Origin of the sequence: Gardnerella sp. DNF01141 (genome assembly GCF_049244255.1) — a bacterium.
GTDB classification, from domain to species: domain Bacteria; phylum Actinomycetota; class Actinomycetes; order Actinomycetales; family Bifidobacteriaceae; genus Bifidobacterium; species Bifidobacterium vaginale_E.
Genome location: NZ_CP058391.1, coordinates 525563 through 542101, shown reverse-complemented (window position 1 = coordinate 542101; position 16539 = coordinate 525563). Strand labels below are relative to the sequence as shown.

The following is a 16539-nucleotide window of genomic DNA, read 5'->3' as shown; positions in this document are numbered from 1 at the left end:
CTAGGGCATGTAGATATGATATGACATTTTGAAGATTTAATGAATTGTGTGGATTTGCTTATTTATTACTTTTAAGCATACTAAACAATTGTTTATTTCGTGAATGCATACTCTACAGGTGTATTGTGTATAAGTTATAATTTATATGAGATTTGGGCGTAATCTTTTACAAATTTGTATTGGTGAATTAAGGAGAAGTAATGGCTGTTAGCAAGGATTTGCGTGGTGAATCAGTTAAAAGAGCGCTTCACAAAGCTGAAAAGGCTAATAAAAATCCTAATGCTAAAAAAGCTGTGAACTCCAAAAAGACTGCGTCGCTAAAGGCTACGGCAGTAAAGCCTGCTCGTTTCAATCGTGGCGTTGCTGGAGTTGCTGTTGCTTCGACTTTGGCCATGATGCTTCCGTACGCATCCGCTTCTGCATTGCAAATCAACCAGCAAAATATTGTTGATAATGCAAATGTTGTTAGTAAAGCTGGCAAAGGTAATTCGAGATCGCAAGAGCTTAACATGCTTCGTTGGGGTGTGGGAGCTAGAAGAGAAAGCAGGCAGACTAAGGCTTTTGTGGAAATTGCGCGGCGTGAGATTGAAGCTCAAAAGCAGCGTGAAAACGTTGAGAACGTTCAGAATGTGCAGCCTGCAATTTCTTCTGAGGGTTTTAATGGCGATAAGTCTGCCACGCCTACAAAGACGTCTGAAATTAAAAATACAACTTCAGGCTCAAAGGCAAATGTTACTTCTTCAGAAAATACAGCAAGTGCGCCTGTGCCAGTGCATCAAGCGCAGCCAGCAGTAAAGTCAGAATCGAAGCCAGCTGCTACGAATACAGAAGTTGCAAAGCCTGCAGACGTAAGGTCAGCTGCGAAGCCGGAAGTTGCAAAGCCATCAGACGTAAAGCCGGCAGAGGTAAAGCCTGCTGCGAAGTCGGAGCTGGCGGCAAAAACAGAGCCAGCAAATCCTCATCCGTCTCAGCAGTCGCAGTCGTCTCAGTCTGCGAAACCAGCAGAAACAAAGCAACCGGAAGCAAATCAACCGGAAGCAAATGCTGGTTACGTTAAGCCAGCTGAAAATAAGCAGCCTTCAAGCGAAGGGCCAACTGCTGCGAATGCAGCTCCTGCAAATAATACGCCTGCGCCAGCTACTCCTGTAGCTCCTGCAAATAATACAGATACGAATAGTGCACCTGCAACTCCGACTGTGTCTCCTGCAAATAATACAGACGCACATTCTACTTCTGTAACTTTAACAGGTACAGAATCTCACACTGACTCTGGAACTGCAGCGAGCGCAGGTGCAAATACAAATGCACAAGGGCAGGGTGTAGAAGGTTCTGCACAAGGTTCGCAAAGCAATAAACAAAGTTCGCAAGGCACTGCACAAGGTACTACACAGGGCACACAAGGTGCTGCACAAGCTACAAATGCAAGTGGCTCAGGCGAAGATAAAAGCGGTACGCCTTCAGCTACTGCAGCAACTGATTCAAACAGCCAGGTAATTAAGCCGAATACAGATAATCCAGAGGCGAATAGCACAGAGCAAGCCAACGAGCAGGTACAAACCGACAAAAAGCCAAAAGCTACGTATAATTTGCAAATTCGCTATACGATTGGCGGCGCTGCAAATAAGCAGCTTGTGCAGCCTTACGAGCTTACGATTGATAGAGAAGACTTCGATAAGCTCGGCAAAGATGACAAGTACGAGTACATTGAGCTTCCAAAGTCTGCTGGATACCGTCCATCCGTATATCATTCCGGCAATTATCAGTATTACGTTAAAAACGGTAACGGCGAGTATGTTATTGACGATGGCACGGATGCGGATGCTGTTCGCTACTTGCGTTTAAGCAAGGATCTGATTACTGAGTATGCTGTAAAGCAAAGGCCGGCTGTTGGAGGAGCTAGCGGCGCTCAAGCTCCACAAAATCCGCAATCTTCATCGTCTACGCAGCTGCAAGCAGAAGACGGCATTCAGTACTACGGCGAGCTGAACATAAACTACGCTCCTAAAACAGCTAAGTACTATGTGCGTCACTTGGTGCAGGACCTCAATAAGAAGGATGAGTTCCACGATGCTCCAAATCTTGGCGTTGGCAAGACTATTGAAGTAACTTACAAAAATGGCACAAAAGAACGTATTCACGTCACTGAAGTTACTGGTACTGTTGGTTCAGATGTGAGCGCTGTAGCAACGTACATTCCAGGCTACGAACCGGAGCATAATCTTATTAGCTCGCCGCTTTCGGATTCTGAAGATGAAAAAGATAAGCTAGTTTTGAACCTTCGCTACTACCGTAAGGCGTATGAAGTTACTTACGATTCTGCTGGCGGCACGGATGTTACTGCTCAGAAAGTGTATTATGACCAGAAAGTGCCAGGTGTCGCAGAGCCAACTAGGCGAGGTTACACTTTTAAAGGATGGTCTTTAGTAGATCCTAATACAGTAAATGATCCAAGTTCTGGGTTATATAGTGATCCTACTGTTATATCTGACAAAGATTTTAAGATGCCGGATCACAATGTGCAATTCCGCGCAGTTTGGGATGAGAATAAAACCACCAGCTACCGCGTGAACGTGTGGGTGCAAAAAGCTGATTTAGTTGATAAAGAGCATCCGGATTCGCTTGCAAACTACGACTTTGTTGGTCTTGTTGAGCGCAAGAATGTGCAAACTGATAGCGACGTTGCGCTTGATAAGATGAATGATGCCGGCGTTGTTGATGATGCTAGTAAGCTTAATGGCAAAAGCAAAGATGATTATGTAAAGAACCCAGAGCTTGGCTTAACGGAAGAAGAGCTGCAGGGAAAAGATCCTGAACATAAGACTGGCTTAATTGCAAAGTTCAACTGGATGAACGATACGCATGTAACAAACTTAGACGGGTACAATACTGAGAATCCTGATGATCCGAACAATTATACTGTAAATGCTAAGGGTGAAAGAGTTTATAAAGATAAATTCACGCGCTACTTCCATGTGAATAAGGAGCTTACTAAAAAGCTTAACACTGAGCAACATGATTTTGTGCCAGGTCGCCCAGATTTAGGCAAACGTATTAAATCGAAGCTTTGCGCGGACGACTTAAACAACACTCTTAACTTAGTTTACGACCGCAAAGAGTACGAGCTTATTTTTGCTGCTCCTAAGAACAGTAATAATGGTATGCGCGGCAATAATGCCGTTATACATAAAAAGAACAGCAAAGGTGAGACGATTAGCTACTGCTACGCTGGCGGCGGTGATTGTTCGAGCAAGTTAGACAACGAATCTACTTACACGTATGGTAATAGTTTTAATAAAGTAACTAGCAAAGTTGATCATGATGGTTACCGTGTAAAGGTTCGTTACGGGCAGAGTCTTACTGATGTTTGGCCTAATTCAGATGAAGTAGACTTTATGGATAATGGTAACACTTCTTCATTAGGTTTTTTGATTGGTGGAAATGTTAATGGAGATACTTATGGTACATATCGTGATACTCCTCCATTTCGTTTAACGAAAGAAGAATTTGTTGATCCAAAATTCCATTGGATGTATAAAGATGGCAAGGCTCCGCAGATTAGTGACAAACCTTCAGATGCTAGTGCGCAAAAGTATACTGTAAAAGATAATCAGCGCCTACTTATTCTTGATTCCTATGATAAAAGTGATGTTGGTGTTGTACAGGTAATCGTCAAAAAACAGAGTATTGCATCTAAAAAAAATGGCGATACTGGCAAAAATATTAAGTATGAGCTTTCTACTGACTCCTATAGTAAGGATGACACGCTTAGTAGTGATTATACCTTTACTCCGCCTTCTATTGCAGGATTTGAGTCAAAAATAACTAATATTACAAGTAAAAACATTAGTCGTAAAGATGGTGTTAAGGCTGATGAAGATCTCGATTTTGATGGCTTCTATGACAAAGTACATGAGCTTTATGAAGAAGTAACAGGTGAAGACGCTCCAGACGATGCTCCAGAAGAAGGAAATGATGATGATTGCAAACTTCCTGATTATCATGAAGGCGAAGATGACGAAGATGGAGGAGTTGCTCTTAAAAAGTTAAATGCGAAGATTGCTGAAAAACTTAAAACTGATCCAGCATATAAGAAATATTACGAGTTTAAAAAGAAGTATCATCTTGAGTTCCGTAAATACGTTGCTGGCTTTGAAAAAAAGCTTAATTTTGGTAATGAGAGTGGTTATAGAGAATTTGGTTCTGATAAAATAGCAACTCTCGAGTACAACCGCCAGTCGTACGATGTACAGTTTTATAATGCGGACGGCAATGCTATAAAGGACGACAGTGGCGCTGCTACAGAAGAACTGCCATTTGAGTATAGCTTGACTAAGCGCGGCAACGCTAAATTGACCGGCGACGACGCAGCCTTGTACTACAACGATGGCGCCGTTAAGTCTTACGATGCTTCTGTAACTAAAGACGATGCCGATAACAAGTCTAAGCAGTTCGATGGCAAGTACACTTTCACGCTTAATGTCAAGACTTACTCCATCGAGCGCCCTAAAAATTTGCCAAAAGACTACGTGTTTAAAGGCTGGGCTGTTGATCAAGCCGGCACTCGGTTTATAAATGGCGAAGACAAAGATATTACAGTGCCAGTCAACGGCATTAAGCTTTATGCTGCGTGGGGTAAGCCAGAAGGTATTAAGCACACTGTAACGCTTGACTATGATATGCCTGAAACTGACAAAAACGGCAAAGAAGTAGTAAATTCTGACGTAGTTAAAAAGTTGGAGTTCAATCACTACCATGTTATTGACGAAAAGGAGGATATAAAGGTTCCAACTCGCAAGGGCTACGACTTCTACGGTTGGGAAATTACTAAGAACGGCACAACTTTGCCGTACGCTTTTGGCAACAAGGTAGTAGAAGATATAACGCTTAAAGCCGTGTGGATTAAGGATACTCGCTACAATGGCACTTTTAATCACATATTCTTAAAGCCTGGGTATACGTTTGCTGACTATAAGAATGCTGATGAATCAGCCAAAGCCGCGATGGTGGACCACGTTTCTACTCAAACGGTTTCCGGCTTGCGCGATCATTTGCGTTACAATGCGGAAGCAGTCTACAGTGACGAAACGCACTTCCCAGATAAGCATTTCACAAGCTTTGAAGCCTCGAGTAACGAGAGCCAGAATACTGGCGAGTTTGTTTATCAAACGTACAATACTCGCAAGTACACAATTAAGTATGTAGATCAAAATGGCAAAACGTTACTTCCAGATAAAACAGTAAGTTCTGTAAACCAAAAGCACGACGTGGCGTTCTACACGCCAATTCCTGGCTTTATGCCAAAAAATACGCAGCAGAATATTACTTATACTACTGATAGCGACGGCAAGCAGACTTATGGTATCCCTGAAATCATCTTCAAATACGATGACGTTCGTGTGCTTAAGCGCAAGGACGATACTCAAGTTCGTCCAACCAACTACACGCGCTACGTGTTCAAGGTTGCCGACGGCGAACAGAATATGGGTAGCATTGTTGGATATGATGGTATTACTGCTGGAAAAGGCGGTTTAGTCTACGACGTTATTGGAGGCACGAAGGCTTACCAAATGCCGCTGCCTCAAGACCCAATAGCTAAGAAGGGCTACGAGTTTGCTGGCTGGACTTCTAAGATTTATATAGATAATGGAAGTGGTTCGCAAACGGAAAGCGATGGCTTTGACCGTCTGCCAATTCTTTCTGAATCTCAATCTAATCCAAAGGTTGTTTACATTGCTAAATTCAAGCTTAAGGCTCCTGTTGCTGCAGCTCCGCAAGTGCTTAAGCCAACTGAGAAGATTAGTACTACAAGTAGTGATGACGCTAAGAAGCTTATAACGAATGCTGGTGATTATCCAACTGGTGCCACGTTCAGCTTTGTTGGTGACGAAACATTCGACAACACTCCAGGCTTGCACAAGATTAAAGTGCAAGTGAAGCTTGATGGGCACACTGCTCAAACTGAAGTGTTGTACCGTGTGCTGCCGGATTTGGTGTACGCAAGCGATTGGGAGAAGTTTAAGGCTACTGACTACGGCACAGCGCATGAAAAAGAGTACGCTCCGATTACCTTTACCGGCAAGAATGATGAAGGCACTATTGTTGGTCACGATACGACTGGCAATACTCCTGCTGCTGGCGGAACAACTACTCTTACTGCTTACGTTTATAAGGGTAAGAAAGTTAGAATCCGCGTGCCGCAAGCATTCGGCCAGGATCATAGCGACCAGCATTATCACTACGTGTTTAAGGGTTGGGCAACTGAGGTTGTAAAGCCAACTCATGAGAATCCAAATCCAGAGCAAAAGTTTGATATCGATTCCGAAAGCCGTTATAAAGATATTACGGTGGAAGTTGGCAAAGACGGCGCAACTTATAATGCTATTTACAAGCGAATCGACTACTTCTCCAGCTCTTCCGACAGTGGTGAAGTTCCTAAGGATGCTGTAGTTGCAATATTCAAGCCTGCTCCAGGACGAAAGTGGAAGGACGGCACAGACGGCCCTAAGGTGTTCTACGTAAAGAAGGGTACTGATCTTTCGCAAATTCCTTACAGTGCTGATGACCAGACTAGTGCGTTGAATAGACTTAAGGAAAACCTAACTAACGCTACCGGCAGCTGGTCTCGAAGCGGCATGATTAATGGCAAAGAAGAAGTAACGCATATAGAGAATGTTTCGGATTGGAAAGTCAACGAACCATTCCAAGAGTTCGTGGCAGAGCAAGATCCTTTAGCTACTCCAGAAGTTACACCTAATACTTTGCGTGCAATTTGTAAAGATGAAGGTACTCTTCCAAAGCCAGAAGATTACATTGCTAATTATGCTGATTTGATTGATAAAACTAAGAATCCAAATGTAGAGAGTGTAGCAGTTGAGTATGCATCTACTAAGCCAACTGTTGATAAAGCTGGCGTTTACACTGTTCCGTTAACAGTTACTGTGAAGTACAAAGACGTGGAAAAGTCTGTTTCCTATAAGACTGTTGGCAAGCTTAAAGTAATGTATGACTTGATTTACGGTGAAAATGTAAAAGCTCTTGGCACTAATCCATCTCAAGATGAGATAGATGAACATAATGAAATAGTTAGAAATTATAAGAAGGTTAACTTCATTACGGATGAACGTTATGGAAGTATGGCTAGCGGTTCTCGCACTTTGTTCTATGTGCATACGAATAAGGCTTCTGGCGTAAAAGCTCCGCAGGTTATTGGCAGGGATTATGACGCTGATGGATACCATTACGTGTTCAAAGGCTGGAGAAAGGTTGAGACAGTTGTTGCTCCTGCTGAGAATAGCACTGGGCATACGCGTACAAGGCGTAGCTTGAATGATTATTCAGCAATTCCTGTCACTACTTTGATGGTAAATGGACCAGAATCTGTAACTAGCGTTGATGTGCCAGATACAAAGAAGGATCTTCTAACGGACGAGCAGATTCGTAATAAAATACATGATGCGGATACAACGTATGAGGCAGAGTACGATCAAATACAGAACGTAATCGACGCTTCTAAACAAGACGATATTCCAGACGGTTATGTTGCAACCATATTCCTTCCAGGATTTGGTAGAACGTGGGCTGACGGTTCGTATAAGCCAAAACTCCTGTATATTCGTCACGGAAAAGATAAAGAAGATAATATTAAGTTTGCTAAGAAGGTTGCAAACGACATTGCTGCAACGCTTTCCGGTTTTACAACTTGGCAAATGTATGACGCAAAAGGCGTTAAGTCGAGCGTACTCTTACACGATAATTGGGATATCAGTAGACCGCGCATCTTCGTTGCTGAGCAAAATGGCGTTGACGATGTGAAGATTCCGGAAACAGTTATTGGCGTTGGAGATGCGATTCCAGACGTTAATAAGCTCGTACATAACACTGACCCTAACGTGAGTGTATCTGTAGATAAAAGTACTAAGGTTGATGTTTCAAAGCCTGGAATTTCAACAATTGTTGTGAATGTCACTAAGCCTACTGATGAAACTGATGAGAAGACAGGAAAGCAAAAAACTGTTACAACTAAGTTGCCTGTGCGCGTCTACGTTTTGCCTAGCGTGATTGCAGATAACGATTTGCCTGCTAAAGGCACTGCTGCGGCTAAGTTTGTAGAAAAGAACTACACGAAGGTAACGTATGTAGCTGGTAGTGGCGGAGAAATGAAGTCTCCTGTGTTCACATACTGGGTTCGTAAGAGCGCTAAAAACGTGCAAATGCCAGTTCCAGACGTGCTTGCAGATAAGGGTTACGTGTTTAAAGATTGGACTTCTAATACAACTGAAACTCTGGAAGCTCCAGCAGCTCCAGAGAATCAGCGTAAAGCTACAGAAGAAGAACGTGAAGCTTTGGCGCGAATGGCGATTATGAATGGTATGCCATATATAGCAAATCTGATTCGTAACTCGCGTAACTCGCATAACTCTACGCTTGCTTCATTGCAACATCTGTTGAACGAAGTGCAAAATCAACGCGCTGTGAATGTCTACAATGCTAAGCGTGAAGAATTAGCTAAGATTGCAGAAAGTAAAGGTAAGACTGTTCTAGCTGAAGAAATCCGCAAGTCTAATGATTCATTACAAAGTATTAAGGATAAGCTTGCCAAAAATGGTATTGCCGTTGACAAAATGATTGAGCAAGCTCGTGAAAAGGCTTTGCTTGTAAAACTTGCTAAAAAAGCTGGAAAACTATGGATTGCTGATCAAATTTTAAAGTCTAAGAGTTATTCAATAGAAGCGCTGAAGGATTTGATGCGAAAAGCTGGAATAGACTTGACATTCGCTAATCTTGAGAACGCAATTGGTAGTGATGTTCTTGACGAACAGCGAGAATTGCTAGCTGAACTTGCTGATGAAGCAGGTAAACCATTTGTTGCGAACAAAATTCGCAGCGACAAGAAGTCTAGTTTGGAAGATTTGAAGAAGCTTTTGCGCGATGCTGGCGTAAATCCAGAGATTTCAATGCCGAAGCCGCAGCCAACGTATGAAACTACGATTACTGCAAACTTCGAGAAGATGAAGCCTGTGAATTTGACATTTACAAGTTCTGCGGCTTCGGGTGTTCCTGCAACATTTACTTTGCTGAATTTAACTGAGAATTCTAGTGGCAAGACGAATGTTAAGGTAGATGGCACTGATTTTGTTATTAACAAACTTAATCATGTTACAGGCGGTTCTAACGGCCTTATTCCTTCTTGCAATGGAAATACTTGTACTATTTCCGGCACGCCTAAGATTGTTGATGGAAAGCCGAAAGTAGAAGTAAGGTTTACTACTATTGATCAATACGGTCAAAAAGTTAATGTTACTGTGTATATTGACGTGGTGGATTCGCCAAAGCCAACTCCGTCGCCTGTGCCGCAGCCACAGCCTCAGCCTGTACCACAAGCACCTGAGACACCATTTGTGCCGGATATTGCGCCTTCTGTTCAAGTTACAGAGCCTGAGGTTGAGTACCATCCGCAGCCAGAGGCTCCAGAATCAAAGCCTACACTCGCTAAAACTGGTAGTAGTGTTGTGCAATCTGCAATACTTGCCGGCGTGTTAGCGTCTGTTGGTTTGGCTGGATTCGCTGGCAGGCATCGTCGCAAGCGCGAAGATAAAGAAAGCTAACTTTTGCGCGTCGAGGGTGGTGACTAAAATAACGAAGGTTCCGGTTCACGCTTAGCTATTGGGGCTTTGCGACCCGGGTCGCCCGAATTCCATAGGAGACATTATGAAGCAGGGTATTCATCCCGACTATCACGCAGTGCAGGTTACCTGCTCCTGCGGAAGCACTTTCGTAACTCGTTCCACCGCTAATGGCGATCATATGACGGTTGACGTGTGCTCAAAGTGCCACCCATTCTATACCGGCAAGCAGAAGATTCTCGATACCGGCGGCCGCGTGGCTCGCTTCGAGAAGCGCTACGGTAAGAAGACTAAGTAGCTTTTGTGACGCCAGCCCTGCTTTCGTGTAACTCGCGGAATCGGGGCTGGCGTTTTATGTGCTAAATCAAATATTTTTAACTTAAGGAATATGATGGCTGAGTCAGTAGATGAACAATTTCCGGCAGCAGTTACCGCGTTAGAAGAGTATCGCGATATTGAAAGTCGTATGGGTAGTCCGGAAGTTGCGTCAAATCCGGACGCTATTCGAAAACTCGGTCGCAGGCACGCAGAACTCGGCTCAATCGTAAACGCTTACCTAAATTACAAGCAGCTTTGTGACGATTTCGAAGCCGCAAACGAAATGGCAGGCGACGATCCAGATTTTGCAGAAGAAGCTAAGCGTTTAGAGGCGCAACTTCCAGCAGCAAAAGAAAAGCTTCGCACAGCGCTAATTCCTAGGGATCCGGATGATGCGCGCGATATGATTATGGAAATTAAAGCTGGCACTGGCGGCGAAGAAGCTGCACTATTTGCTGGCGATTTATTGCGCATGTACATGCGTTACGCAGAAAAGCGCGGCTGGACTACCGTAATCCAAAGCGAAAATTCAACGGAACTTGGCGGCGTAAAAGACGTTCAGCTTGCGATTCGCGCAAAAGGTACGCCTGCTCCAGAAGACGGCGTGTGGGCAAGCATGAAGTATGAGGGTGGCGTGCACCGCGTGCAGCGAATCCCAGTTACAGAATCGCAGGGGCGTATTCAAACTTCTGCAGCCGGCGTAATCGTGTTCCCAGAAGCAGACGAAGATGACGACGAAATTGAAATCGATCCAAAAGACCTTAAAATCGACATTTTCATGAGCTCTGGTCCTGGCGGACAGTCCGTGAACACTACTTATTCCGCTGTTCGTATGACGCATATTCCAACCGGCATTGTGGTGAGCATGCAGGATGAAAAGTCGCAGATTCAAAACCGTGCGGCAGCACTTCGCGTGTTAAAGTCACGTTTGCTCGCTATGAAGCACGAGCAGGAGGCGGCTGAGGCTGCAGATATGCGTCATTCGCAGGTGCGTTCGTTGGACCGCTCTGAGCGAATTCGCACGTACAATTTCCCAGAAAATCGTATTGTGGATCATCGCACAAACTACAAGGCGTACAATCTTGACCAGGTTCTTGACGGCGACTTGCAGCCTGTTATTGACAGTGATATTCAGGCGGATGAAGCTGACCGTTTAGCGCAAGCTAAGTAAGTAAGCTGAGTAACTTAAGTAAGCTAAGTAAGTTAAGTAAATAACTAAGTTAAGTAAAATTTCCAAACGGTTCTTAAAATGCGCGAACTTTTGCAAGATGCTATTGCGCGTCTTCACAAAGCAGGCGTGGAGTCTGCTGAATACGACGCGCGTTTGCTGCTGTCTAAAGCTTGCGGCGTAAGCTTAGCTGAGCTAAACAAGGCTCTAATACTCGGCGATTTAACCGATTTTTCGCCAGATTATGCTAGTAAATATAGCGGTTTTATATCTAGGCGTGCCTCTCACGAGCCGTTGCAGCATATTGTTGGCCGCGCGCCTTTCCGCTACTTGGATTTGCAAGTTGGCAAAGGCGTTTTTGTGCCGCGGCCCGAAACAGAAGTTGTGGTTCAAGAAGGAATAGATTGGATTCGCGCAAATAATCTAAAAAATCCTATTGTTTTAGACTTGTGTGCAGGTTCGGGAGCAATCGGATTGTCTGCTGTGACGGAAGTTGCAGACGCGCAAGTATGGGCTGTAGAAAAATCTCCTGAAGCTTTCCAATATTTGCGAAAAAATTTTGAAGAAACTGCAAAAATTTATGAAAATCTGCAGATTTCCAGTCGCTATCATGCTGTTCTTGCAGACGCAACCAAAGCGCATATTTCGAATTTAACGCCGGAACTTGCACAAATTTGCGGCAAAGTAGATTTAGTAATCACAAATCCGCCCTATGTGCCGGAAAATCAAGTGCCGAAGCAGGTTGAAGTGCGCGAGTATGATCCGCCGCTTGCGCTATATGGCGGTTCTGCAGACGGCTTAGCTATTCCGGAACAGATTATGCGCGCGGCTTTTGAGCTACTTCGCTTCGGGGGAGTGATGGTGATGGAGCACGATATTTCGCAAGGTGAGGCGCTTGCAGATTATGCAAAAAACATAGGATTTGGCAGCACAGAAGTCAAAAACGATTTAACGAACAGAGCAAGATTTGTTGTATGCAAAAAAGAGGCTAAAAATGAGTAAAATTTGCAATATAAGCGAAGAATCACTGCAAATGGCAGCGCAAATCATTAACGAAGGCGGCGTAATCGTAGTGCCAACGGATACCGTGTATGGAGTTGCTTGCGATCCGTTCAATGAAGCCGCGGTTGCAAAAATTTATGAGCTTAAGCGCAGGCCGCGCACGAAGGCACTGCAAATTTTAATGAGCGGAGTGGAAGATTTAGAAAAACTTGGGCTTTATTTGCCGTCACCGCTGGATATTTTAGGTAAAAAGTTCCTTCCAGGCGGATATTCTCCAATTGCGCGCGCAAAGAAAGGCTCGGTTGCTTCAAATCTTGCAACGCTGTGCAAAACTAATGAAACTGATGCGCAAAACAATGCACAAAACGATGCGCAAAATTATGCGCAAACTCAAGCAACTCAAGCAACTCAAGCAACTCAAGGCGTGCGCGTGCCGGATTGCCCGGAATTAATGCAAATTTTGCGAGTTACAGGTCCTTTGGCCGCTTCTAGCGCGAATCGCAGTGGTAACGAAAGTGCAGACAGCGTGGAAGAAGCGTTTGCGGCTTTCGGTAACGAAATTCCGCTGTATTTGAACGCAGGTCCGACTCGCTCGCACGTAGCAAGCACAGTAGTTGGTGCGGATTCAAAAGACGAAGACGGCATTGTGATTTTGCGCGAAGGCGTGATTTCGGAGCGCGAAATTCGCGAGGCTTTGCGAAAGTAGCGAAGTAGCGAAGTAGCGAAAGTATTTACTAATTTTGCGGTACCATCAAATCGATACAATCAAATAAGAAAGCGCGAAAGCATGCGCGAAAAAGATGCGCGCGAATATCAAAATAGCAGAAAGACATAGCCGATGAGGGTATACCTATTTATTGCAGCAATTGCAGGTGGAGCAACGTGGCTGATTACGCCGCTTGTGCGACATCTTGCGATTCAAGTGGGAGCCGTCGGCAAAGTTCGCGCGCGCGACGTTCACACTATTCCGACTCCTCGAATGGGCGGGGTGGGTATGCTTTTTGGATTCGCAGTCGCCATGGCTTTCGCAAGCTCAATGCCGTTTATTTCCGGTCTTTTTGCTGGCACGCATCAGCCGTGGGTGGTGCTCGCCGGCGCTGTTATGATATGCCTGCTTGGGGTATGCGACGACATTTGGGATTTAGACTGGATGCTAAAGCTCGCCGGCCAGCTGCTTATAGCCGTGTTCGTTGCGTGGGGAGGGTTGCAAATCGTAACTTTGCCGCTCGGCTCTCTCGTAACAGCATCGCCAAGCGTATCAATCGCAATAACTGCCATACTTATCGTAGCCTCAATTAACGCAGTAAATTTCGTAGACGGACTAGACGGCTTGGCTTCCGGAATCGTCGCAATCGGCGGAATCGCCTTCGCAACCTACTCTTACATGCTTGCGCGCACGTCGCCATCCTACGCATCAATGGCAACTCTTATTGACGTTGCAATGGTGGGAATGTGTGTCGGCTTCATTTTGCACAACTGGCATCCTGCGAAACTTTTTATGGGTGACTCGGGCTCTATGCTAATCGGCTACTTAATTACGTGCGCGTCAATTATTATGACCGGCCATTTGGATCCTTCCGCCGTGCACACGAGTATTTATTTGCCTGTATTTATGCCGATTTTGCTGCCGATTCTTGTGCTGTTCATGCCGGTTCTAGACATGTGCCTTGCAATTACTCGGCGTGTTGCTAAAGGCCAGTCGCCAATGCATCCGGATCGCATGCACTTGCATCACCGCATGTTGCGCATTGGACATTCTGTGCAGGGTGCTGTGCTGATTTTGTGGGGATGGGCGGCGCTGATTGCGTTCGGCTCTATTATGATTCTGTTCTTTAAAGCTGTGTACGTTTTGATTGGCATGATTATTGCTGCTGCGCTGCTTTCGTTGCTAACAATGCTTCCGTACTTGCGTCGTCGCCTGCCTGAACTTCGCAATTCGTAGAGTTTTGTGCGGAGTTTCGCAAACGTCATAGCAAAAACGTATAGTAACTCTATGGCTACAACTGATATTAACGCGGAATCCGTGTATGCCCCTGTTCCTCCAGTTTTTGCGAAGCTTGGTCTCGCTTATGACGATGTCCTTTTGCTTCCAAACGAAACTGATGTTATTCCGTCCGAAGTGGACACTTCCACTCATCTGACTCGCGAAATTACCATGAAAGTACCGACTATTTCGGCAGCTATGGATACTGTTACCGAGTCCGATATGGCTATTGCTATGGCGCGTAATGGTGGCATTGGCGTACTTCACCGCAATCTTTCTATTGATGATCAGGCTGCGCAAGTTGATATTGTTAAGCGCAGCGAGTCGGGTATGATTACCGACCCTCTTACAGTTCACCCAGATGCAACGCTCGCAGATTTAGATAAATTGTGCGGGCGTTTCCATATTTCGGGCTTGCCGGTAGTAGATAGCGAAAATCATTTAGTTGGTATTATTACCAACCGCGATATGCGCTTCATTGCTTCCGAAGACTACGATCGCTTGAAAGTTAAGGACGTGATGACGCGTGAAAATCTCGTCACTGGTCCTTCTGATATTTCTAAGGATGATGCTCACTGCTTGCTTGCGGAAAACAAAGTTGAAAAGCTGCCTTTGGTTGATGCCGAAGGTAAGCTTACAGGCTTGATTACTGTTAAGGACTTTGTGAAGACTGAGCAGTATCCGGATGCTACTAAGGATGACCAGGGTCGCTTGCGCGTGGCTGCTGGAATTGGCTTCCTTGGGGATGCTTGGCAGCGTGCGTGCGCTCTTATGGAAGCTGGAGTTGACGTGCTTGTGGTTGATACCGCAAACGGCGAGGCTCGCTTGGCTCTCGACATGATTCGCAGAATTAAGGCAGATAAAGCTTTCGACGGCGTGCAGATTATTGGCGGAAATATTGCAACTCGCCAGGGTGCGCAAGCTATGATTGATGCCGGCGTTGACGCTGTAAAGGTTGGCGTTGGTCCAGGCTCTATTTGCACTACACGCGTTGTTGCAGGCGTTGGAGTGCCTCAGCTTACCGCAGTTTACGACGCGGCTCAGGCTTGCAAGGCTGCTGGCGTTCCATGCATTGCAGATGGTGGTATTCACTATTCTGGCGATATTGCTAAGGCTTTGGTTGCTGGCGCTGACACTGTTATGCTCGGTGGCACTTTGGCTGGTTGCGAGGAAGCTCCTGGTGAAAAGGTTCTTCTTCACGGCAAGCAGTACAAGCTTTATCGCGGCATGGGCTCGCTTGGTGCAATGGCTCCTCGTGGTAAGAAGTCTTATTCGAAGGATCGTTACTTCCAGGCAGACGTTACAAGCTCCGACAAGGTGGTTCCAGAAGGCGTTGAGGGCGAAGTTCCATATCGCGGTCCGCTCAACGCTGTGCTTTACCAGTTGCTTGGTGGCTTGCACCAGTCCATGTTCTACGTTGGTGCGCACAATATTAAGGAAATGCAAGAACGCGGCCGCTTTATTCGCATTACGGATGCAGGTCTTCGCGAATCGCATCCTCACGATATTGTGATGACTGCAGAAGCTCCAAACTACAGCGGTTTCCACAACTAAATCGCAAGTTGTGCGAGTTGCGCGCTATGTATGCGACTAAGTCGCGTATAAATCGTGTATAAGTCGTGTATAAGTCGCATATAATTTTGCATTAAACGGCGAAAAGTTAGCTAAGTCTTATTTGCTACTTTCTAACTTTTCGTCGTTTTTGTTTTGACAAGACGGATAAAATTATTATATAGTTAGTGGGATATCCCACCAAAAATGAGGTGATTTTGTGGAAGTAGTGAAAGATTATGACGTGCGTCTTGATAGTAAAAAGCGTGTAACTTTGCGTGGTGCTAAATACCCTTATTACAATGTTAAAGAATGCGATAATGGTTGTATTTTATTAGAGCCTCGCGAGCTTACTATTCCAAAGAGTATATCTTCTAGAACTCTTAAAAGTATGGATGAAGCAATTCGCAATTTTAATATTGGCAAAGTTTCTGAACCAGTTGATCTTTCTGACTTCTAGGAGTAAGTAAATGAACTTCAATATTAGAATGGGTATTCCAGAGATGTCTAATATGTGGGAGAGATTGCGGAAAGAGTTTCTAGAAGGCAGTATAAGTAAAAAAGATCTTTCTCTTTATAAGAAATGGGGAAAATCTATGAAACTCTTATCTGAAAATCCAAGGCATCCAGGATTGCATACTCATGATATTGAAGAATTGACAAATAGATATGGCGTTAGAGTCTGGCAATCATACTTGGAGAATAAAACAAGTAGTGCAATGCGAATGTATTGGGTTTATGGTCCAGATCATATGTCAATAACTATTATCGGTTTGGAACCTCACCCTGAAGATAAGAAAAATGGGGCATATTCTAGAATTTCGCTTTCTGATATGCCAGAGATGTGATTTTAGCGGTTAATAGTCGGTGGGAAGATGTAGGCTGATGAGTTC

The 16539-nt window shown here is 44.7% G+C and carries 9 protein-coding genes; all 9 read left to right on the top strand.

Annotated features, from left to right (window positions below; all coding sequences use genetic code 11):
- Positions 1-200: 200 nt before the first annotated feature.
- The 9 genes from HXT35_RS02010 (at position 201) to HXT35_RS01970 (ending at position 16494) form a co-directional block, all read left to right on the top strand.
- Positions 201-9605: an InlB B-repeat-containing protein gene (locus HXT35_RS02010; RefSeq protein ID WP_421788286.1), complete on the top strand. Its 9405-nt coding sequence runs from the start codon at positions 201-203 to the stop codon at positions 9603-9605.
- A 103-nt stretch (positions 9606-9708) separates the two neighbouring features.
- Positions 9709-9921 carry a 50S ribosomal protein L31 gene (gene rpmE / locus HXT35_RS02005; RefSeq protein ID WP_421777476.1) on the top strand — a complete coding sequence of 71 codons (213 nt, stop codon included), beginning with the start codon at positions 9709-9711 and terminating at the stop codon, positions 9919-9921.
- Positions 9922-10014: 93 nt separating this feature from the next.
- Positions 10015-11112 carry a peptide chain release factor 1 gene (gene prfA, locus HXT35_RS02000; protein ID WP_421777475.1) on the top strand — a complete coding sequence of 366 codons (1098 nt, stop codon included), beginning with the start codon at positions 10015-10017 and terminating at the stop codon, positions 11110-11112.
- A 78-nt stretch (positions 11113-11190) separates the two neighbouring features.
- Positions 11191-12111, top strand: a complete 921-nt coding sequence (prmC, locus tag HXT35_RS01995; protein WP_421788284.1) for a peptide chain release factor N(5)-glutamine methyltransferase — start codon at positions 11191-11193, stop codon at positions 12109-12111.
- Positions 12104-12817 carry an L-threonylcarbamoyladenylate synthase gene (locus tag HXT35_RS01990; RefSeq protein WP_421788282.1) on the top strand — a complete coding sequence of 238 codons (714 nt, stop codon included), beginning with the start codon at positions 12104-12106 and terminating at the stop codon, positions 12815-12817. The genes prmC and HXT35_RS01990 overlap by 8 nt, the downstream gene beginning before the upstream one ends.
- A gap of 132 nt (positions 12818-12949) precedes the next feature.
- The gene (locus HXT35_RS01985; RefSeq protein ID WP_004127445.1) at positions 12950-14053 is read left to right on the top strand and encodes an MraY family glycosyltransferase; all 1104 of its coding nucleotides are present in this window, start codon (positions 12950-12952) and stop codon (positions 14051-14053) included.
- Between the two features lie 51 nt (positions 14054-14104).
- Positions 14105-15649 carry an IMP dehydrogenase gene (gene guaB / locus HXT35_RS01980; protein ID WP_004127441.1) on the top strand — a complete coding sequence of 515 codons (1545 nt, stop codon included), beginning with the start codon at positions 14105-14107 and terminating at the stop codon, positions 15647-15649.
- Between the two features lie 217 nt (positions 15650-15866).
- Complete coding sequence (locus HXT35_RS01975) at positions 15867-16106, top strand: hypothetical protein (protein ID WP_004127439.1); 240 nt, start codon at positions 15867-15869, stop codon at positions 16104-16106.
- A 136-nt stretch (positions 16107-16242) separates the two neighbouring features.
- A complete protein-coding gene (locus tag HXT35_RS01970) occupies positions 16243-16494 on the top strand; it encodes a hypothetical protein (protein WP_230455180.1) in 252 nt (83 codons plus the stop codon).
- The last annotated feature ends 45 nt before the right edge of the window (positions 16495-16539 follow it).